This is a genomic window from Archangium primigenium, from assembly GCF_016904885.1.
Lineage (GTDB): Bacteria > Myxococcota > Myxococcia > Myxococcales > Myxococcaceae > Cystobacter > Cystobacter primigenius.
Map to the genome: position 1 here is coordinate 35,065 of NZ_JADWYI010000001.1, position 20,131 is coordinate 55,195.

The 20,131-nt window shown below is 71.5% G+C and carries 19 protein-coding genes; 7 read left to right on the plus strand and 12 right to left on the minus strand.

The features are described 5' to 3' along the window. Nucleotides 1-19: 19 nt before the first annotated feature. Nucleotides 20-1,426, minus strand: a complete 1,407-nt coding sequence (locus I3V78_RS00180) for a hypothetical protein (RefSeq protein WP_204484298.1) — start codon at nucleotides 1,424-1,426, stop codon at nucleotides 20-22. Between the two features lie 245 nt (nucleotides 1,427-1,671). On the opposite strand from I3V78_RS00180, the gene I3V78_RS00185 reads away from it, so the two are divergent. Then, entirely contained in the window at nucleotides 1,672-2,109 is a 438-nt protein-coding gene (locus I3V78_RS00185; protein WP_204484299.1) for a DUF4174 domain-containing protein, read from the plus strand. Here the strand turns inward: I3V78_RS00185 and I3V78_RS00190 are convergent. Together I3V78_RS00190 and I3V78_RS00195 are read right to left on the minus strand one after the other, a co-directional pair. Then, the gene (locus I3V78_RS00190; RefSeq protein WP_338023431.1) at nucleotides 2,099-2,503 is read right to left on the minus strand and encodes a response regulator; all 405 of its coding nucleotides are present in this window, start codon (nucleotides 2,501-2,503) and stop codon (nucleotides 2,099-2,101) included. The genes I3V78_RS00185 and I3V78_RS00190 overlap by 11 nt on opposite strands. Before the next feature lie 213 nt (nucleotides 2,504-2,716). Then, a complete protein-coding gene (locus I3V78_RS00195; RefSeq protein ID WP_204484301.1) occupies nucleotides 2,717-4,306 on the minus strand; it encodes a glucose-6-phosphate isomerase in 1,590 nt (529 codons plus the stop codon). Nucleotides 4,307-4,478: 172 nt separating this feature from the next. On the opposite strand from I3V78_RS00195, the gene I3V78_RS00200 reads away from it, so the two are divergent. Continuing rightward, entirely contained in the window at nucleotides 4,479-5,285 is an 807-nt protein-coding gene (locus tag I3V78_RS00200; RefSeq protein ID WP_204484302.1) for an alpha/beta hydrolase family protein, read from the plus strand. Nucleotides 5,286-5,307: 22 nt separating this feature from the next. Here I3V78_RS00200 and kynU read toward each other — a convergent pair whose 3' ends face one another. The 7 genes from kynU to I3V78_RS00235 all read right to left on the minus strand — a co-directional run bounded on the left by kynU (nucleotide 5,308) and on the right by I3V78_RS00235 (nucleotide 13,981). After that, nucleotides 5,308-6,588, minus strand: a complete 1,281-nt coding sequence (gene kynU / locus I3V78_RS00205; protein ID WP_204484303.1) for a kynureninase — start codon at nucleotides 6,586-6,588, stop codon at nucleotides 5,308-5,310. 136 nt (nucleotides 6,589-6,724) lie between these two features. Further along, on the minus strand, nucleotides 6,725-6,973 hold the full coding sequence (locus tag I3V78_RS00210; protein WP_204484304.1) for a DUF5985 family protein: 249 nt from the start codon (nucleotides 6,971-6,973) through the stop codon (nucleotides 6,725-6,727). Continuing rightward, nucleotides 6,970-7,227: a DUF5985 family protein gene (locus I3V78_RS00215; RefSeq protein WP_204484305.1), complete on the minus strand. Its 258-nt coding sequence runs from the start codon at nucleotides 7,225-7,227 to the stop codon at nucleotides 6,970-6,972. Before I3V78_RS00215 ends, I3V78_RS00210 begins: the two co-directional genes overlap by 4 nt. Beyond that, nucleotides 7,220-7,618, minus strand: coding sequence for a hypothetical protein (locus I3V78_RS00220; protein ID WP_204484306.1), 399 nt, complete (start codon nucleotides 7,616-7,618; stop codon nucleotides 7,220-7,222). The genes I3V78_RS00215 and I3V78_RS00220 overlap by 8 nt, the downstream gene beginning before the upstream one ends. Before the next feature lie 40 nt (nucleotides 7,619-7,658). Next, nucleotides 7,659-9,227 carry an ATP-binding response regulator gene (locus I3V78_RS00225; protein ID WP_420840411.1) on the minus strand — a complete coding sequence of 523 codons (1,569 nt, stop codon included), beginning with the start codon at nucleotides 9,225-9,227 and terminating at the stop codon, nucleotides 7,659-7,661. Further along, the gene (locus tag I3V78_RS00230) at nucleotides 9,224-13,438 is read right to left on the minus strand and encodes a HAMP domain-containing protein (RefSeq protein ID WP_204484307.1); all 4,215 of its coding nucleotides are present in this window, start codon (nucleotides 13,436-13,438) and stop codon (nucleotides 9,224-9,226) included. Before I3V78_RS00230 ends, I3V78_RS00225 begins: the two co-directional genes overlap by 4 nt. A gap of 111 nt (nucleotides 13,439-13,549) precedes the next feature. Beyond that, nucleotides 13,550-13,981 (minus strand): thiol-disulfide oxidoreductase DCC family protein, encoded by a 432-nt coding sequence (locus tag I3V78_RS00235; RefSeq protein ID WP_204484308.1) that lies wholly within the window; start codon nucleotides 13,979-13,981, stop codon nucleotides 13,550-13,552. A 101-nt stretch (nucleotides 13,982-14,082) separates the two neighbouring features. Between I3V78_RS00235 and I3V78_RS00240 the strand changes: the two genes are divergently transcribed. Further along, nucleotides 14,083-14,583, plus strand: coding sequence for an ureidoglycolate lyase (locus I3V78_RS00240; protein ID WP_204484309.1), 501 nt, complete (start codon nucleotides 14,083-14,085; stop codon nucleotides 14,581-14,583). A gap of 24 nt (nucleotides 14,584-14,607) precedes the next feature. Here I3V78_RS00240 and I3V78_RS00245 read toward each other — a convergent pair whose 3' ends face one another. Together I3V78_RS00245 and I3V78_RS00250 are read right to left on the minus strand one after the other, a co-directional pair. Next, nucleotides 14,608-15,354 carry an anti-sigma factor family protein gene (locus I3V78_RS00245; protein WP_204484310.1) on the minus strand — a complete coding sequence of 249 codons (747 nt, stop codon included), beginning with the start codon at nucleotides 15,352-15,354 and terminating at the stop codon, nucleotides 14,608-14,610. Continuing rightward, nucleotides 15,351-15,968, minus strand: a complete 618-nt coding sequence (locus I3V78_RS00250) for an RNA polymerase sigma factor (protein WP_239576231.1) — start codon at nucleotides 15,966-15,968, stop codon at nucleotides 15,351-15,353. The genes I3V78_RS00245 and I3V78_RS00250 overlap by 4 nt, the downstream gene beginning before the upstream one ends. A 233-nt stretch (nucleotides 15,969-16,201) precedes the next feature. Here I3V78_RS00250 and I3V78_RS00255 point away from each other — a divergent pair, with 233 nt between their 5' ends. The 4 genes from I3V78_RS00255 to I3V78_RS00270 all read left to right on the plus strand — a co-directional run bounded on the left by I3V78_RS00255 (nucleotide 16,202) and on the right by I3V78_RS00270 (nucleotide 20,076). Further along, nucleotides 16,202-17,464 carry a caspase family protein gene (locus tag I3V78_RS00255; protein WP_204484311.1) on the plus strand — a complete coding sequence of 421 codons (1,263 nt, stop codon included), beginning with the start codon at nucleotides 16,202-16,204 and terminating at the stop codon, nucleotides 17,462-17,464. Continuing rightward, on the plus strand, nucleotides 17,461-18,201 hold the full coding sequence (locus tag I3V78_RS00260) for a hypothetical protein (RefSeq protein ID WP_239576232.1): 741 nt from the start codon (nucleotides 17,461-17,463) through the stop codon (nucleotides 18,199-18,201). Before I3V78_RS00255 ends, I3V78_RS00260 begins: the two co-directional genes overlap by 4 nt. After that, a complete protein-coding gene (locus tag I3V78_RS00265; protein ID WP_204484312.1) occupies nucleotides 18,198-19,289 on the plus strand; it encodes an Ig domain-containing protein in 1,092 nt (363 codons plus the stop codon). The genes I3V78_RS00260 and I3V78_RS00265 overlap by 4 nt, the downstream gene beginning before the upstream one ends. Before the next feature lie 148 nt (nucleotides 19,290-19,437). Then, nucleotides 19,438-20,076, plus strand: a complete 639-nt coding sequence (locus tag I3V78_RS00270; protein WP_204484313.1) for a hypothetical protein — start codon at nucleotides 19,438-19,440, stop codon at nucleotides 20,074-20,076. Nucleotides 20,077-20,131: the final 55 nt, after the last annotated feature.

Here is a 20,131-nt window from a genome sequence, read left to right on the forward strand (position 1 = left end):
CGGGCGGACGAGCCCTGGACTACTCCAGCTGGAAGGCGCCCTGGGCCAGGAGCATCAGCTCCACGCTGGTGTTGGCCTTGGAGCCGAAGGCGGAGGAGAGCACGGTGGCCTGGGCGCGCACGGCCGTCGTGTACGTCTGGTAGGCCGCCGCCGTCTGGGAGGCCAGCAGCGCCACGTCCACGGACGAGGCCGTCACCGCGGCCTTCACCGCCGCGTCCAGGGCGGTGTCCAGCGTGGCGGCCGCCTGGGCCGTGACCGCGAGCGAGCCCTGGAGCGCGAGCTGGTTGGCCAGGGTGAGGTCCAGATAGTTGCCCAGCAGGGATGACTGGAGGCTGGCGCCGCCGGAGAGGTTGGCCTGGAAGGTGGTGAAGGCCTGGGCGCTCGCCGAGGCGCTGGTGGCCGCGCGCGCGTCCGCGACGAGCTTCACCGAGGCCGTGGCGCCCTGCTGCTTCACGTCCTCGGCCGCGCCGGCCGCGGCGAGCGTGGCGTCCAGCGCCGCGCCCGAGGCCCGCGCCTCCAGCACCGCCGATTGGCGCAGCGCCGCGTCCAGCAGGGGCGCCGCGTCCGCCGACAGGCGCACGTCCAGCGTGGCCCGGAACGAGGCGCTCGCCGCGCGCTCGCTGTCCGCCTGCTTCTGCGCGCTGGCGCCCGCCTTCTCCGCCGCGGCGCGCAGGTCCGCGTAGAACGTCTCGTACGCCGCCTGGGCGTCCGCGCCCGCGTCCAGCGACGCGTTGAGCGCCGCGATCGCCGACAACTCCGCCTGGAAGAGGGCCGACTGGCTCGTCTGCACACCGGCGCGGCCATACACCTCCACCTCGGTGCGCTGCGCGGCGCGCACGCCGTCGGCCAGCGCCTTCACGCGCGCCTCCAGGGCCGCGCCCGACGCGGAGCCCTGCGACGCGGCCTCCGCCATGCGCGCGTTGATGCGCTCGCGCACGTCCACCATGTTCACCGTCTCCGAGGCCGCCGTGTCCGCCCGCGCGCGCAGGTAGACGCTGGCCTCCAGCGAGCTCTCCGAGTCCATGGGCGGCGCGGTGCTCGTCTCGCCCTGGGCCGCGGCCTCCAGCAGCGACGAGGCCAGCACCTTGCCGGACGCGTCCAGCGCCTGGATGACGAACTGCCCGCCGGCATCCGCCAGGTCCAGCGTGTAGCGGCCCTGGGCGTCCACCGTGCCCTCGGCGCGCGTGCTCAGCGAGCCATCCGCGGCCACGGCGCTCACGCGCACCGTGGCGGTGGCCGCCAGCGTGCCCGCGCCACCCGTCTGCGCCGCGCGCACCACCGACTGGGGCTGGGTGCCCTGCCCGTTGGTGACCCGACCCGTCACCCGCGACGAGCCCGCCATCTCCTCGCCTCCACAGGCCGTGGCCAGCCCCAGCAGGCCCACCGTGGTCCACACCGCGCGCAGCGTCGTCTTGTTCGTCTTCAAAGTGGAATCCTCACGCAACAGGTGCCGCGTCCGGCCATCCGGCCCGGGTTCCCGGACGAGCACTCGCCCTCCATTGGTGTCCGAGGTTTTTTTTGGATCCCCTCGCGCCATTTATTTATTTCTCATACCCTCGCCTGGCTGCCTGGCTGTGTATGGAATTCCAGGAAGCCAAACCCAGACAGGCGGTGAAGGCGTTGCGCGGCCCATCCATTGCGGATGCCGCACTCCGAGAGCACCTTGAGGCCATGCTCTCCTCGCTGCTGTTGGGGTTGCTCATGGCCGCGCCCTTGACCCTGCAAGGACCTGGACGACCCGCCCAGGTGCACACGCTGGACGACGCCCGGTGGAACCACCGGGTGCTGCTGGTGTTTCCGAGCGAGGACCGTCACGCCTGGGCCGAGCAGCAGCGGCTCGTGGACGAGGCCCGGGACGCGCTGGAGTCACGCGACATCCTGGTGGTGATGGTGGGCGACACCCAGGCGCCCGTGCGCCTGCCGGACGCGGCGGCGGCGCGGGCGCGCTGGAAGGTGGGCGCGCACGAGGGCGCCGCGGTGCTGGTGGGCAAGGATGGGGGCGAGAAGTGGCGCGCTCCGCTGCCCGCCCCGCTCGCGCCCGTGTTCTCCCTCGTCGACCGCATGCCCATGCGGCAAGAGGAGCTGCGCGAGCAGTCGCTCAAGCCATGAGCGGCCCGAGGTCCTCGCCCAACGACAGGTGCCGGCGCGCCACGCTCGCCAGCGCGTCGATGGACACCGGCTTGCGCACGAACTCCGAGGCCCCCGCTTCCGTCGCGCGCGCCTCCAGGTCCGGCGCCTTGGCGCCGCTGAGCAGCACGACGGGCACGTCCCGCACCTGGGCATGCTCGCTCGAGCGCACGCGGCGCACGAACTCCAGGCCGTCCATGCCGCCCGGCATGTTCACGTCCGCGATCACCAGGTCCACCGACCGCGTCTCCAGCAGCCGCAAGCCCTGCTCCGCGCGATCCGCCTCCAGGAAGTCCAGCTTGAGCTTCATCAGGTACACCCGGAGGATGTGGCGGATGGTGTTGCTGTCCTCCACGAGTAGCACGGTGCGTTTCACGGACAACCCCTTCGCGCGGATGCGAGCATTCCAGCCCCGGGCGCTCGAACTCCCCTAGTCGCATTCTCCCGCAAAGTCGGAAGCGACGGGAAACGAACACTCCCGTTGGAGCAAAATCCAAGCATACGGCATGCGCCCGGGACCCACATGGCACCGGCGGTCACTCGATTTTCACCGAGCGACCGCCCCATCCTACCGCGCGGGCATGACGTCTCAGGAGGCGCGGTAGCGGGCCTGGAAGCGGCTCGCGCCCGGCTCACGCCGGATGCCCGAGGGCGCGTTGGCGCTCAGGTGCTCGAGCACCTTGAACACCGTCTCCACCTCGTCCGGGGTGCCCAGCGCCTGGGCGAGCTCCTCGGCGGAGTGGGCCCGGGACGGCTCGGCGCGCAGCCGCTCCACCACTTGGCGCTGCACCTGGAGCACCACGCCCGCGGCCTTCTTGCCCGCCTCCACGCCCGGCTGGTGGTAGGCGTTGATGTTCACCAGCGTGGCGTACAGGCCCACGGCGCGCTCGTACAGGGCGATGAGCGCCCCGAGCGTGCGCGCGCTCACGTCCGGCACGGTGAGGGTCATCGACTCGCGGCCCTTCTCGAACAGCGCGCGCCGCGTGCCCAGCAGGAAGCCGAAGAGGTAGTCGCCGCTGGTGATGTCCGGCTCCACCTGGAAGCCCTCGCCCTCGCGGTCCTTGAGCACCTCCACGAAGGTGGCGAAGAAGTTGTTCACCCCCTCGCGCAGCTGCTGCACGTAGGCGTGCTGATCCGTGGAGCCCTTGTTGCCGTAGACGGCGATGCCCTGGTTGACCACCGCGCCCGCCAGGTCCTTCTCCTTGCCCAGCGACTCCATGACGAGCTGCTGGAGGTACTTGGACAACAGGAGCAGTCGGTCCTTGTAGGGCAGGATGACCATGTCCTTCTGGCCCTTGCCGCCCCCGGCGTGGAACCACATGAGCGCGAGCAGCGCCGCGGGGTTCTTCACCGCGTCCCGCACGCGCGTGGCCCCGTCCATGTCCCGCGCGCCCGCGAGCAGCCCGTCCGTGTCCAGGCCCTGCAGCCGCGCCGGCAAGAGGCCCACCGCCGACAGCACCGACGTGCGCCCGCCGACCCAGTCCCACATGGGGAAGATGCGCAGCCACTGGCCCTGCTTCGCCGTGCGATCCAGCTCGCTGCCCTCCCCGGTGACGGCCACCGCGTGGGCGCCGAAGGCGAGGCCCCGGCGGGTGTAGGCGCGCTCGGCCTCCACCATGCCGTTGCGCGTCTCCTTGGTGCCGCCCGACTTGCTGATGACCACGGTGAGCGTCTGGGCGAGCGCGTCGCCCAGCGTGGCGAGCGCCCGGTCGATGCCGTCCGGGTCCGTGTTGTCCAGGAACGTCACGCGCAGTTTGTCCCCGGGGCCCCCGAGCGCGTCCGCCACGAGCTGGGGCCCGAGCGCCGAGCCCCCGATGCCCACCAGCAGCACGTGGGTGAAGCGCGCGGCCGTGGGCGGCTTCACCCGGCCCGCGTGCACGTCCGCCGCGAAGGCGTTCACCGCGGCGACGGTGTCTTGAATCTCCTTCGTCAGCGCGGGCTCGGGCGCGAGCTCCGGGGCGCGCAACCAGTAGTGCCCCACCCGGCGCTGCTCATCCGGGTTGGCGATGCCGCCCTTCTCCAGGGCCTCCATGGCGTCGAACGCCCGGGCGAGCGGCGCGGCCATGCGCTCGAGGAAGTCGTCGGCGAAGTTCATTCGCGACACGTCCAACGTCAAGCCGACCGATTCCACCGCGCACAGATATTTCTGGTAGCGCTCCCACAACCGACGCTCGCTCATCTCGACTCCCCGGAAAGGCGGGCCCGAGGTCCGGGCCTGACGGACGTGTCCTAGCGCTCCGCTCGCGCCCAGAAAACCGTTTTGATGCGAGGGGCGACCACCTCCAGACACCCGGCACGTCCCGGCCGCCTGCTTGAAACCACGTCCCCCGGGCCCTCATGATCCCCCCCTCATGAGCCAACCCTGGATGCTGGAGACGCCCGCGCCGCCCGCGGACACGCGGATTCCCTATGGGGACATCACCCACCAGTTCGGCGACCTGCGCCTGCCGCGCGGGGAGGGGCCGCACCCGGTGGTGGTGATGATCCACGGGGGCTTCTGGCGCGCGCGCTATGACCTGGAGCACGTGGGCCACCTGTGCGCGGACCTCACGCGCCGGGGCTACGCCACCTGGAGCCTGGAGTACCGGCGGGTGGGCCACCCGGAGGGCGGCTGGACGGGCACCTTCGAGGACGTGGCCCGGGGCACGGACTACCTGCGCACGCTCGCGCGCCACTACCCGTTGGATCTCAAGCGCGTGGTGCTCATGGGACACTCGGCGGGCGGCCACCTGGCGCTGTGGCTCGCGGGCCGGGGCCGGCTCGAGGCCGGCGAGCCCCTGCACACCCCGACGCCGCTCGTGCCGCGCGGGGTGGTGTCGCTGGCGGGCGTGGTGGACCTGGCGCGCGCCCACACGCTGAACCTGGGCAACGGCATCGTCGAGTCCTTCCTCGGAGGCACCCCCGCCCAGGTGCCCGAGCGCTACCGGCTCGGCTCCCCCGCGGCGCTGCTGCCGCTGGGCGTCAAGCAGGTGCTCGTGCACGGGGTGAAGGACGACATCGTCCCCGTGGCGCTCAGCGAGGCCTACCAGGCGCGCGCCACGGCGCTCGGGGACACCGCGCGGCTCGTGCGGCTGGAGAACGCCGAGCACTTCGCGGTCATCGACCCGCGCGCCGCCGAGTGGGCCCAGGTGGTGGAGGCCGTGGGCTCGCTCCTGTAGGCGCGGGCCGCCCGACGCCCGGTCAGCTCCGGGCGTGGCGCTCGAGCACGCCCACGAAGCGGTGGACGTCCTCGAAGCTGTTGTAGAGCGGCGCGGGCGCGGCGCGGATGACGTCCGGGGAGCGGAAGTCGCAGTGGATGCCCTCGGAGCGCAGCGTCTCCAGCATGCGCTGGGGCTCCTTGCTGAAGCGCAGGGACAGGTGGGCGCCGCGCTGGGCGGGATTCCTCGGCGTGAGGCTGTGCACGAAGCCGGGCGGGAGCCGATCCAGCAGGAACTCCAGGTAGCCCGTGAGCTTCACGCTCTTGTCGCGCAGGGCGGGCATGGTGGCGCGCTCGAACTGCTCCAGCGAGGCGCGCAGCGCGGCGAGCTGGAGGATGGGCGGATTGGACAGCACCCAGCCCTCGGCGCCCGGGGTGGGCTCGTAGTCGGGCTTCATGAGGAAGCGCGTGCGCTTGTCATTGCCCCACCACCCGGCGAAGCGGTGCAGGGTGGGATCGTTCGCATGGCGCTCGTGCACGAAGGCCCCCGCGAGCGCGCCCGGGCCCGCGTTGAGGTACTTGTAGGTGCACCACACCGCGAAGTCCGGCCCGTCGTCGTGCAGGGACAGCGCGAGGTTGCCCGCGGCGTGCGCCAGGTCGAAGCCCACGCGGCAGCCCTGGGCGTGCGCGGCGCGGGTGATGGCCGCCATGTCGAACGCCTGGCCGCTCAGGTAGTTCACGTTGCCAAAGAGCACCAGGGCGATCTCCTGGCCGTGCCGCTCGATGGTCTCGAGGATGTCCTCGGGGCGCAGCACGCTCTCGCCCTCGCGCGGGGCGAGCGCGATCACCGTCCGGGCCGGGTCATACCCGTGGTGGCGCACCTGAGAGGCCACCGCGTACTGGTCCGAGGGAAAGGCGCTCGCCTCCATGAGGATCTTCGAGCGCTCGGGGGTGGGCCGGTAGAAGGACACCATCATCAGGTGGAGGTTCACCGAGAGGGTGTTCATCACCACGACCTCGGCGGGGCGGGCGCCCATGATGCGCGCCATCTGCTCGCCGAGCCCCACGTGGTACTCCATCCACGGGCGCTCGCCCCGGAAGTGCCCGTCCACGCCCAGGGTGGCCCAGGACTCCATGGCCTCCAGGACGTACTGCTTCGCCTTGCGCGGCTGGAGGCCCAGGGAGTTGCCCAGCAGGTAGAGCTCCGGCTGGTCTCCGTGGAGGGGGAAGAGGAACTCCTCGCGGAAGCCGCGCAGGGGGTCCTCCGCGTCCATCTTCCGGACGAACGCCTCGCCGGCCTCGTACCGCGTCACCGCACCGCTCATCGCACGCATCTCCTCGCCCAGGGGCCTGGACGCCCCGAGGCGATCGAATAGCACGGGCCTGGACGTCCGACATCCAGGCCCGCCGGCCACTGTCTCCTCATGCCCAGACACCACCCAGCGCAACGCCAGACAGGACCTAGCGGCGCGGCGCGCGGTTTTTATCGAAAATGGCGAAAAGGATGACGACGAACGCCAGGAGCCGCACGCAGTACGCGACGAAGCGCGTGCCCGGGTCGAGCAGCAGCAGCCGCTGCAGGGCGATGAGCCAGAAGGCCCCGGCGAAGAACGCGAAGAACCGGTCCTGGGACTTCTTCCAGTAGCGCAGGAAGAACAGCCCCGCCACCCAGCTCAGGGCGAACAGGCCGCCGGACAGGAACAGCTTCATTCGGACTCCCAGACGAGACCGAACACCAACAGCCCGGTGGACACCAACGCCACCGCCTCGCGCACCGGCATCTCGGTCCAACCCGGGGACAACACGGGCGCGAACACCAGGAGCAGGTTGTTCACCGCGTAGCCCGCGAAGCACAGCCCGCTCCACAACAGCAGCCGCACCCGACTGGCCATGTACCCGCGCAGGAGCAGCGCCGCGCACGCGATGCTCGCCACCGCGCACAGCAAGTAGATGGCCTCAGTCACGCTCCCCGCCTTTCCAGAAGCGGAAGGCGTTGGCGAAGGTGCTGATCTTGTCGGTGGGCTTGGAGAAGATGAGGTTGATGACGGTCACCCGGCGCTCAGCATACGCCGAGACCAGCCCCCGCACCGCCTCGTCCCGCTCCGCGTCCTCGGGGGCGTACCGGTAGTCGCGTCCCCCGTTCTCCGCCCGCACCACATGCGTGTCCCGGGCCAGATCCACCAGGCGCTCACCCGCGGACAGCTCCGAGATGCGCAGCTCGCGGCTCGCCTCGTCCGCGCTCCAGGTGCGCTCGGGATGACGGAACAGCAGCAGGAGGATCTCCAACTGCTCCACCGACTCGATGTGCTCGGCGATGAAGCGCCGGACCCCCTCGGGGAGCTCACTGCCGTGCAAACGTCATCCCCTACTCCGTCCGTCGTGTGGCCCGCCCCTCTCAGGACGGGTGTTCGTGATGCGGCTCCTCGCGCCTCAGGGGCAGGCGGACGTGGAAGGTACTCCCCGCGCCCTCGACCCCGGGGGACTCGGCCCAGATCCGCCCCCCATGCTGGGCGATGATGCCCTGGGAGATGGTCAGCCCCAAGCCCAGGCCACCGTATCGCGCGCCGTGCGCCTGTCCAAAACGTTCAAAGATGAGCGCCAGCTTTTCCGCCGGGATGCCCACGCCCTCGTCCCGCACCCTCAGTGCGAGCTCGTCCGCCTCCGTCCAAACCCTCATCTCCACCGCCCCGCCATGGGGCGAGTAGCGCACGGCGTTGGACACGAGGTTGGTCACGACCTGCTCGATGCGCCCGGGGTCTCCGCTCATGGGAAGGCATTCGGGGACGTCCAGGCGCAGGCGATGTTGAGCGGTGAGCGATTGGAGCCGCTCGAAGGAGGTGCGCAGGAGCGGCACCAGGTCGAACTGCTCGACCTCCAGCGAGAGCCGGCCGGTGACGAGCCGGCTCACGTCCAAGAGGTCCCCCACCAGCTTCGTCATCCGGTCCACCTGGCGGCTCAGGCCATCGAGCGCCCGGCGGGGCCCGGGCTCCAGGATGGCGCCGTACTGCCGCTGGGCGAGCTGCACCTGCATCTTCGCGGCGGCCAGGGGCGTGCGCAGCTCGTGCGTGGCGGCGGCGAGGAACGCGTCCTTGGCCTCGCTCGCGCGCTTGGGGTCGTCGATGTCCGTGGCGGTGATGATCCACCCGGTGACGCGGCCCTGGCCATCGCGCTCGGCCACGGCGCGGCCCAGGAACCAACGGAAGGCCCCATCGGACTGGCGGGACATGCGGAACTGGACCTCGAAGGGCGTGCCGGTGCGCACCGACTCGCCCCACGCGGCGTGCACGTCCTCCTGGTCCTCGGGGTGCACGGCGCACGAGCGCCAGAGGTTCTCCACCTCGTGCGCGGGCCGGCCGGACAGCTCCACCCAGGCGCGGTTGCCCCAGGACAGCCGCCCCTCGGGCGAGGCGACGAAGACACACAGGGGCATGGCGTCGGCGAGCAGGCGGTAGCGGTGGGCGCTCTCGCGCTCCAGGGCCTCGCGCTCGCGCCGGCGCAGGAGCGCCTCCTGGCGCTTGAGCTGCTGCTCCTTGAGGAACAGCTCCACGAAGACGGACACCTTCGAGCGGAGGATCTCCGGCGCGAAGGGCTTGAGCACGTAGTCCACCGCGCCCTGGGCATAGCCCTGGAAGACGTGCGCGGCGTCGCGGTTGTGCGCGGTGAGGAAGACGATGGGGATGAAGCGCGAGCGCTCGCGCTCCTTGATGAGCCGCGCCGCCTCGAAGCCATCCATGCCGGGCATCTGCACGTCCAGGAGGATGAGGGCGAAGTCCTCGCGCAAGAGCCGGAGCAGGGCCTCCGCGCCCGAGTGGGCCTTGACCACCTCGCCCAGGTCATCGAGCGTGGCCTCCAGGGCGAGCAGGTTGGGGGCATGGTCATCGACGACGAGGATGCGCGCGCGCGGCAAGTCCGCGCGCACCTCCCGCTGAGCATGTCCGTCCGCCATCCAGGTCGTCTCCATCATCGCGGCCCTCCCGAGGGTGTCACCCAGTGGCACAGCAGCTCCAGCAGACGGTCGGTGTCGACGGGCTTGGACAGGTAGTCGGATGCCCCCGCCTCCAGACACTTCTCGCGATCGTCCTTGAGGGCCCGCGCGGTGATGGCGATGACGGGCAGCGAGGCCCACCGGGGATCCGCGCGAATGGCGCGCGCGGTCTGGTAGCCGTCCATCTCCGGCATCATCACGTCCAGCAGGACCACCTCCAGCTCCGGGGTTTTCTCCAGGAGCTCCATGGCGGCCCGGCCGTCCTGGGCGAACGTGACGTGCATGCCATGGTTCTCCAGAACACTGGTGAGCGCGAAGATGTTGCGGGCGTCATCGTCCACCAGCAGCACGTGGTGTCCGGCGAGCGCCTGGGTCCGTGCCCGCCACCGCTCCTCCACGGACGGGCCCTCGTGCGCGCCCGTCGTGGGAGCGGGCGCGGTGGGCGGGTGCAGCAGGGCCAGGAAGCTGGTCTCCGCCTCGGACAGGGGCTCGCTCGCCCGCTCGGGGCCGGCGTAGCGGCAGGGCAGGAAGAGGGTGAAGGTGCTGCCCGCGTCCCGGGCGCTCTTCACGCGGATCTCCCCGCCCAACAGCCGCGCCAGCTCCCGGCTGATGGACAGCCCCAGGCCCGTGCCGCCGTACTTGCGGCTCGTGGTGCCATCGGCCTGCTGGAAGGCCTCGAAGATGAGCTTCTGCTTGTCCTCGGGGATGCCGATGCCGGTGTCGATGACGGCGAAGGCCAGCACCTGATCGGCCTCCACCAGCTCCGGGGCGGAGAGGCGATCCTCCGTGTCCGCGCGACGCACGCGCAGCGTCACCTGGCCCTCGCTGGTGAACTTGAAGGCGTTGGACAAGAGGTTCTTGAGGATCTGCTGCAGGCGCTTGGGGTCGGTGTAGAGCGTGGCGGGCACCTCGGGGCTGACCTCGGTGACCAGGGCCAGGTGCTTCTGCTCGGCCACGGCGCTGAAGGTGCGGCGGGCGAAGTCCACCAGCTCCATGAGCGCCACGTCCTGGGGCTCCACCTGCATCTTGCCGGCCTCCACCTTGGCCAGGTCGAGGATCTCGTTGATGAGGCTGAGCAGATCACCCCCCGAGGAGTAGATGGTCTCCGCGTACTCCACCTGCTTGTGGGCGAGCCGGCCGTCGGGGTTGTCCGCGAGCAGCTTGGCGAGCACGAGCATGCTGTTGAGGGGCGTGCGCAGCTCGTGGCTCATGTTGGCGAGGAACTCGCTCTTGTACTTGGAGATGAGCGAGAGCTGCTCGGCCTTCTCCTCCAGCGAGGAGCGCGCCTGCTCCACCTCGCGGTTCTTCTCCTCCACCTTGATGTTCTGCTGCTCGAGCAGCTTGGCCTTCTCCTCCAGTTCCAGCGCCTGGGCCTCCAGGGCGGAGTTGGAGCGGCGCAACTCCTGCTGCTGCAGGGTGAGTTCGCGCGACTGGCTTTGCAGCTCGTTGGCGAGGCTCTGCGATTGGCGCAAGAGCTCCTCGGTGCGCATGTTGGCCATGATCATGTTGAGCACCACGCCGATGCTCTCGGTGAGCTGGTCCAGGAAGATCTGATGGATGGTGCTGAAGGGGTGGAAGGAGGCCAGCTCGATGACGGCCTTCACCGCGCCCTCGAAGAGCACGGGCAGGACGATGATGTTCAGGGGGCTCGCCTCGCCCAGACCCGAGGCGATGCGGATGTAGTCGTGGGGCACGTCCGTGAGCAGGAGCGTCTTCTTCTCCAGGGCGCACTGGCCCACGAGGCTCTCGCCCAGGCGGAAGCGGTTGGCCACCGTGCGGCGCTCGCGGTAGGCGTAGCTGGAGGTGAGCTTGGCCACGGGGGCGCCGTCCTCCACGTCCATGAGGAAGAAGGCGCCGTGGTGCGCGGACACCAGGGGCGTGAGCTCGGACATGATGAGCCGGGACACGGCCTCCAGGTTCTTCTGGCCCTGCATCATCCCGGAGAACTTGGCCAGGTTCGTCTTGAGCCAGTCCTGCTCGGTGTTCTTCTGGGTCGTCTCCTTCAGGTTGACGATCATCTGGTTGATGTTGTCCTTGAGGGAGGCCACCTCCCCCTGGGCATCCACCGAGATGGAGCGCGTGAGGTCCCCCTTGGTCACCGCGGTGGCCACTTCCGAGATGGCGCGCACCTGGGTGGTGAGGTTGCCGGCGAGCTGGTTCACGTTGTCGGTGAGCTGGCGCCACGCCCCGCGCGCGCCGGGCACCTTGGCCTGGCCCCCGAGCTTGCCCTCGCGGCCCACCTCGCGCGCCACGCTGGACACCTGCTGGGCGAAGGTGCCGAGCGTGTCCGTCATGCCGTTGATGGTGTCGGCGAGCGCGGCCACCTCGCCCTTGGCGTCCACCACCAGCTTCTGGGTGAGGTCGCCGTTGGCCACCGCCGTCACCACCCGCACGATGCCGCGCACCTGGGTGGTGAGGTTGCGCGCCATGAGGTTCACGTTGTCCGTGAGATCCTTCCACGTGCCGGCGACCCCGGGCACCCGGGCCTGGCCTCCGAGCTTGCCCTCCGTGCCCACCTCGCGCGCCACGCGTGTCACCTCGCTGGCGAACGCGTTGAGCTGGTCCACCATGGTGTTGATGGTGTCCTTGAGCTCGAGGATCTCGCCCTTGGCGTCCACGGTGATCTTCTTGGACAGGTCGCCGTTGGCCACCGCGGTGGTCACCTTGGCGATGTTGCGCACCTGGTTGGTGAGGTTGCTCGCCATGGAGTTCACGCTGTCGGTGAGGTCCTCCCAGACGCCGCTCACGCCCTGCACCTCGGCTTGACCGCCGAGCTTGCCCTCGGTGCCCACTTCCTTCGCCACGCGCGTCACCTCGGCGGCGAAGGAGCGCAGCTGGTCCACCATGGTGTTGATGGTGTCCTTGAGCTCGAGGATCTCCCCCTTCACGTCCACGGTGATCTTGCGCGACAGGTCCCCGTTGGCCACGGCCGTGGTGACGAGCGCGATGTTGCGCACCTGGCTGGTGAGGTTGCTCGCCATGGAGTTCACGTTGTCCGTGAGGTCCTTCCACGTCCCGCTCACGCCCGGCACGTCCGCCTGGGCGCCGAGCTTGCCCTCCACGCCCACCGTCTTGGCGACGCTCGTCACCTGGTCGGCGAAGATGCCCAGCGTCTTGGTCATGCTGTTGAGCGTGTCGGCGAGCGCGGCCACCTCGCCCTTGGCGTCCACCACCAGCTTCTGGGTGAGGTCGCCGTTGGCCACCGCCGTCACCACCTTCACGATGCCGCGCACCTGGGTGGTGAGGTTGGTCGCCATGAGGTTCACGTTGTCGGTGAGGTCCTTCCACACGCCCGACACGCCCGGCACATGGGCCTGGCCCCCGAGCTTGCCCTCGGTGCCCACTTCCTTCGCCACACGCGTCACCTCGCCCGCGAACGAGCGGAGCTGATCCACCATGGTGTTGACGGTGTTCTTGAGCTCCAGCACCTCGCCGCGCGCGTCCACGGTGATCTTCCGCGACAGGTCGCCGCGCGCCACGGACGTGGTGACCTCGGCGATGTTGCGCACCTGGGCGGTGAGGTTGTTGGCGAGCTGGTTCACGCTGTCGGTGAGGTCCTTCCACACGCCCGACACGCCCGGCACCCGGGCCTGGCCGCCCAGCTTGCCCTCGGTACTCACCTCGCGCGCCACGCGTGTCACCTCGGCCGAGAAGGAACCGAGCTGATCCACCATGGCGTTCACCGTGGTGCCGATGCGCCAGAACTCGCCCTTCATGGGCTGGCCCGGCTGGTCGAGCGCCATCTTCTGGGTGAGGTCGCCCCGGGCCACGGCGTCCAGCACCCGCGCCACCTCCGTGGTGGGCTGCACCAGGGAGGCGATGAGCGCGTTGAGGGCGCCGATGCCGCTCGCCCAGCCCCCGCCCACCAGGCCCAGGGACGCCCGCTCGTCCATCCGCCCCTCGCGGCCCACCACCTGCTCCATGCGCACCAGCTCGTCGCGCATGCGCTGGTGCATGCCCACCAGGCCGTTGAAGGCGTGCGCCACCTCCTCCATCGCCACCGGACAGTTCTCGGGAGACAGGCGCGCGGAGAAATCCCCCGCCTTGGCGGCCCTCAAGGCCTCCAAGAGGTCATCCAGGGCACGGACGGTGGAGACGCGGCGGACCCGGACACTGCGTCCGGCGGACGTGGCGGCGCGCACCTTCTTTCCAGACGAGGGACGCGTGGAGGGACGGGACCGGGGCTTCACGGTGGCTCCTGGGCCGAAGGTTGGCGTTATCCCAACCTCGCAACGCGCCCGGGTTCCTCCCCACCCAGGTGCCCCCATCCACCATGGTGAGCGCCTGGCTGGACGCCCGCACTACGAGCCGTCGGCCAGGAACTTCGCGCGCAGGGCCGGGCCGGGAATCGGACAGGCCTCGTACTTGCCGATGAGCCGGTAGCGGTTGCGCGCCACGCGGTCGTAGAACCAGTCCCCGAGCGGCCGGGGCACGAGCCCCATCACCCAGCCCAGGGCCTTCCAGCCACCGCCCAGTTCCCGCAGAACCGCGCGCACGGCGGCGTACTTCCACAGGAGCCGCTCGTCGGGGGTGTCGCGCCCGATGAGCAGGTACACCCCGTCCAGCGCCGCCGCGTCCTTGCCGTAGCGCGCCAGGGTCTCGTGGGCCCGGGGGCTCTGCAGGGCGGCGAAGCGGAAGGTGTCGTGCCGGTCGCGCGCGTGGATGAAGTGCACCGAGTGGTCACACATCACACAAACGCCATCGAAGAACAGCTCGTGCTTCGGTGCGGGCATGCGCGCTCCCTCGAAGGATCCGGGCCACCCATGAGATAACAGGCCAGGAGGCCTCCCGCACTCGACCATGACCGGGGGCGCCCCAGGGAGGGTGAGTGGCGATGATTCAGCCCATCAGGGAAGCACTGACGGCGGAGGACTTCGCGGCGTATGGCCAGGTGGTGGAGGTGCCCGACACGGGCGGGCGCCTCATCAACAATGGGACGGCCTGGCGCTACGACGACGTGGCGGAGTTGGCGCTGGACCGCGACGGGGGCCGGCCCCTGCTCAGCCTCTTCCGGGTGCAGCCCGCGCGCTTCCCACTGCGCTGCACGCAGTTGGAGCGCCACCCCACGTCCAGCCAGCTCTTCCTGCCGCTCGGGGAGCGGCCCTTCCTCGTGGTGGTGGCCCTGGGCCGGGACGCGCCGGACCCCGCCACGCTGCGCGTCTTCGTCACCAACGGCCACCAGGGCGTCAACTACGCGCCGGGCACCTGGCACCACCCCACGCTCGCCCTGGAGGTGGAGACGGACTTCCTCGTGCTCGGGCGCGCGGACACGCGCCCCGGGGACAACTGCGACGAGCTGCCCTTCGAGGGCGACATGGTCTTCGAGCTGACCTGACGGCCCTGGAGGGCTCGCTGGCGCCTACCGGGGCGAGAGCGTGAGGGACGTCTCGGACAGCGCGCGGCCCTGGGCGTCCCGGAAGCGCGCCTGGACCTTCAGGGGCCCCGAGAGCCAGCCGCCCTGGACCGGGGTGCTGTGCGGCAGGGGCACGTCCACCCCGGGGGCGAGCGGCGCCCCGTCGCCCTCGGTGGAGAAGAAGCGCAGGGGCTCGCCCGCGGGGCCCGGGGCCTCCACCGTGAGCCGCGCCGCCTCGGGCGCCGTGTAGCTGAACTGCACTGCGTCGCCCTCGCCGCACACGAGCGCGCCGCCCGGGCCCGCCTCCCCGAGCACCCGGCCCTCCGGCCCCACGCAGAAGGCACGCAGGCCCCAGGCGCCCGTGGCCGGGCCTCCCCGCGCGCCCCACTCGGACTCCGGCGCGCGCATCCGGGGCACCACCACCACGAGCGCCACCGCGGCCACCGCCAGCCCCGCCAACGACGGCAGGACGAAGGAGGGCAGCGTGAAGCGGGCCCGCGCGGGCGGACGGGCCGCCTGGGGCGCCTGGGCCAGCCGCGCGAACAGCTCCTTCTCCAGGAGCGCCTGGCGGTTCTCCGGGAGGGCACGTCCCTCCAGGGCGGAGTCCACCCGGCTCATCCGCTCGTACACCTCGCGGCACGCGGCGCACCCGGCCACGTGCTCGCGCAGCCGCGCGTAGCCCTCGGGGTCCAGGCTGCCCTCGAAGAGCGCCCGCAGGGCCTGCTTCGCCTGTCGGTCCGTGCACTGGGTCATGACTGGCCTCGTCGCTTGAGGAAACTCCACCCCTTGAGCTCGATGTCCTCGAGGTACCCCTTGGACTGGAGGAACTCGAGCAGCCGGGTCTTGAGCCCCAGCTCCCGGCGCCGCACCTGGATGCGCGTCATCCCCAGCCGCTCCGCCGCCCCCTCCTGCGCCAGGCCCTCCTCGCCAAAGCGCAGCTCGAAGAGCCGGCGCTCCTCCGTGCTCAACCCATCCTTGAAGTCCGACAACAGCCCCTCCACCTCTTGGTCCTCCAATATCCGCGCCGACTCCAGCCCCTCCGCCACCGCCTCCCCACCCACCTCCTCGAAGGGCTCCAGCCCCACCGCCACCTCGCGCTGCCGCGCCTGCTCCAGGAGCACGTTGCGGGCGATCCCCACCAGGAAGTGCTGATAGGGGCGCACCCCGTCGTAGGCCTGCCGGGTCCTCGGCTCGAACGCCCGGGCGAAGGTCTCCAGGACCGTGTTCTCCACCTCCAGCGCGCCCTGGAAGGAGGTGCTGCCCCGGGCCCGCCAGACCATGCCCCTGAGCATCCGGGCCAGGCCCTCCGCATGCGCCCGGTACACCCGCCCCATCGTCGCCGGGTCGCCTTCCCGAAAGGCCTGCAATGTCCGTGTGTCCCACTCCATCACCTCGGCCACTTAGCGTGCCCAGCCTCCGACGTCATCCATCCCCTCTCCCTCCAGTTGTCGGGGCCCGGAGGGGTTGGATCCCACGCCGTGAGAAAAACCGTGTCTCGGTCGCCCAGAGGACAGAGGGGCGACCTGAGACGGGAGGGGCGGCAATCGACGGGGCGACCCTTGCCCCGCCCCTCGGCTCCCAGGGACACTTGTTGTCTCCTATGCAACTGCTCCGAAGCGCCCTGGTGGTGGCCGGCTGCGCGGTGTTCCTCGGGAGTGCGTCCGCGGGTGCCGCGCCCGAGCGGCCCGCCTACGCCCTCATCGTCGCCAACAACGTGGGGCTGGAGCCCCAGCAGGCCCCCCTGCGCTACGCGGACGACGACGGGGCGCGGTACTACGAATTGCTCGCGCCGCGCGTGAAGGAAGCCGTGCTGCTCACGGTGCTGGACGCCGACACCCAGGCGCTGCACCCGGGGCTGGCCGGCCGCACCACGCCGCCCACCCGCGCCGCGCTCCAGGAGGCGCTCGGCCGACTCAACACGCGCATGGCGGAGGACAAGGCCCGGGGCGCCCAGCCGGTGCTCTATTTCGTCTTCACCGGCCACGGCAAACGCGGGGCCGCGGGCGAGGGCGCGGTGAGCCTGCTGGATGGGGCCTTCACCCGGACGGACCTCTATACCCAGGTGCTCGCGCCCAGCACCGCCAGCCGCGTGCACCTCATCGTGGACGCGTGCGACTCGTACTTCTTCGTCAACTCGCGCGGCGCCCTGCCCACCGGCCCCGCGCAGTTGAGCGCGGTGCGCGACACGCTCGCCGCGCGCGAGCTCTCGCGCTACCCGCACGTGGGCGCCGTGCTGTCCACCACGCGCGAGCAGGAGAGCCACGAGTGGAGCGCCATCCGCTCGGGCGTCTTCAGCCACCAGGTGCTCTCGGCGCTCGCGGGCGCCGCGGACGTCAACGCGGACGGGCGCGTGGAGTATTCGGAGCTGCAGGCCTTCATCGCCGCGGCCAACCAGGGCGTGGACGACGTGCGCGGCCGGCTGGACGTGTCCATCCAACCGCCGGAGATGGACCGCACCCTGCCGCTGGTGGACTTGAAGGAGCGCTCGCGCCTGGGCTTCCTCCTGCTGCCGCCGGGGCTGGAGGGCCGGCTGTGGGTGGAGGACGCGCGGGGCCTGCGCGTGGCGGAGCTGCACAAGGAGCGCGAGCGCCCGGTGGTGCTGGGGCTGCCCCCGAGCGAGCGCTACTTCCTGCGCACCCAGGGGCGCGAGGCCCCCTTCCGCTTCGCCCGGGAGGGGGCGGTGGTGGACGCGGGCGGCCTGGGCTGGCGCGACAACGCCTTCGCCGCGCGGGGCGCCGTGGAGGACGCCTTCCGCGAGCGGCTCTTCTCCGTGCCCTTCGGCCCGCGCTTCTACCAGGGCTACATGGCCAGCATCGGGCAGACGCCCGTGGCGGCCGAGCTGGAGCCGGACCTCTCGCCATGAGCCCGTTCGCGCTCGCGCTCGCCCTGACGCTCACGCAGGCGCCCTGCCAGGGCGAGCGGGTGGTGCTCTTGCCCCTGCAACCCGTGGCGCTGTCGGCGGCGGAGGCGCGCGGGGTGGAGGAGCGCGTGCGCCGGGCGATGGACACCCTGCCGGGCGTGTGTCTGGAGCCGCGCGCGGAGACGGTGGCGCGGCTGCGCGCGCGGGGCGGTCGGCTCGCGGGCTGCTCGGACGCGGCGTGCCGGGGCGCGCAGGTGGCGGCGCTCGGCGCCCGGCGGCTGGTGCGCGGCTCGGCGCTGGGCGTGGGGGGCTCGCACGCGGCGGCGCTCACCCTGGTGGACCGCGAGGGCCACGAGACCCAGGCCACGCTGGAGCTCGCGTCCGAGGGCACGGCCCCGGCGGACGGCGAGCGGCTGCGCGCGGCCTTCGCGGCGGTGTGGAGCCCGGGCGAGGGCCCCGGCACCGCGCGCGCCCGGGGCCCCTGGCCCACGGTGCTCTGGGCGGCGGGGGGCGTGGCGCTCGCGGCGGGCGTGGGCTTCGGGCTCGCGTCGCGCGGTGGCCAGTCCGCCCTGTCCACCGGGGCCGCGGGCTGCGCGGGCGAGGGCGCCGTCTTCCGCGACTGCGTCACCCAACGGCTGCAGCGCGGGCGGCTCCAGGCGCGCACCGCCAACGCCCTGTGGGGCGCGGGGGCGCTGCTGGGCGTGGGGGGAACCGTGCTCTTCGTCTGGGAGCTGCCATGAGGCGCGTCGCGTGGGGGGGGATGGGCGGGGTGTTCGCGCTGGGCGCGTGTGTCTTCGCGCCGGACTTCTCGCGCTACCCCTCGTGTGACACGGCGGGCGCGTGCCCGTCGGGCTTCACCTGCCTCGTGCCCGAGGGGCTGTGCCTGCCGGACTGCGGCGAGCGCGGCCCCTGCGCGCCGCTCGAGGAGACGCCCGCGCCCCCGGACGCGGGCCCGGGGGCACCGGACGCGGGCACTCCGGACGCGGGCACTCCGGACGCGGGGCAGCCGGAGCGACCCCCGTCGCTGGAGCTCGTGGCGACGCTTCCGCCCGACGGCGTGGAGCGGGAGGGCTTCACCTTCGCCTTCCAGGCGCGAGGCGGCACGCCCCCCCTGACGTTCTCCCTCGCGGGCGACGCGCCGCCGGGCCTGGGGCTCGACGCCCAGGGCACGCTCTCGGGCACCCCCACCACGCCGGGCGAGTACACCTTCACGCTCGAGGCACGGGATGCCGCCGCCGAGCCCCAGCGCGTGAGCCAATCGGTCACCGTGCGCATCCACCCCGAGCTGCGGCTGGCCGGGCCCCTCATCCTCGCGGACTTCCCGCGCGGCGGGGTCTACGCGGAGCGGGTCCTGGCGCTCGGCGGACGGCCGCCCTACACCTTCACGCTGCCCGCGGGCAATCCCCTGCCCTCGGGGCTCGCGCTCTATGAGGAGGGCGCCGTGCGAGGCACCTCCAACTCCGCGGGCGCCTCGTCCTTCGAGGTGCGGGTGACGGACTCCGCCCGGCCGCCGCGCATCACCTCGGGCAGCCTGCAGCTCACCGCCAGCTCCTGCGCCACGCCGCCCTGCATGCGCACGCGCACCCTGCCCGACGCGCGCGTGGGCGACGCGTACACCTACGCGCTCCAGGCCACCACCGGCACGAGTTCGCCCACCTGGTCCGTCACGGTCGGCGCGCCGCCCCCGGGCCTCCAGCTCACCTCGGACGGCGTGCTCTCCGGCACCCCCCTCCAGTCGGGCCGCTTCGAGGCCACCTACTGTGTCTCGGAATGGCTCGGCACGGTGCTCGGCACCCGGAGCGTGACGCTGAGCCTCAAGGTGCTTTGAGCTCCGGACTCCGCGTGCGGGAAACCCTCGGGGAAATCTTTATTTAATCGGTTTTGATCCAGCCCTCCGGTCCTTTTCCAATAACAGATGAAGGCGCGAGGGAGTCGGAACCCCCTCCGGACCCCGCCCTTCCTACCCGGAGAAGACCATGACCCCCCGTTCCCTCAAGAGCATCCTCATTGGCGCCGCCCTCGTTGCTTCCGCCGCTCCTGGTCTGGCGCTGGCGGGCACCACCTGCGTGTATGTGATTGGCCAGGCCGGGGGCAAGACGGTCACCACGCCGGCCATCCCCATCGTGGTCCCGGCGAGCGAGGCCCTGACGGAGCCGGTGCGCGTGCACCTGGACGAGACGGCGCAGAACATCATCGGCTACTCGCTGGCCATCCCGGGCCTGGACGCGGGCACCGAGGGCACGCCGCTCTTCTCCATCCCGGAGATCAACCAGGTCATCCCGGGCTTCAGCGTCAACATCCCGCTCATCGACCTGACGCGCTACCGCTGCGTGGATGCCTCGGGCGTGACCGTGCCGGCCATCCCCTACTACATCCCCGGCTCGGCCTTCAGCGTGCCCGGCGGCTTCGTGGACGTGGGCGCCGTCTTCTTCAACCTCACGGGCCGCGAGTTCACCGTGCCGGGCAAGCTGCTCACCTTCGACGGCAAGCAGGTCATCATCCCCACCCAGAGCGGCAGCACCTCGAGCACCCCGGTGTCCACGCCGGACTCGAGCGTCACCCTCAACCTCGACAACGCCTCCTACTCCATCAGCTACCTGAAGCCCGTGAAGTAGTCTGGAGTTGAACAGCGCTGAAATCTTTTGAGCGGCCGAGATCCCATCCCGGCCG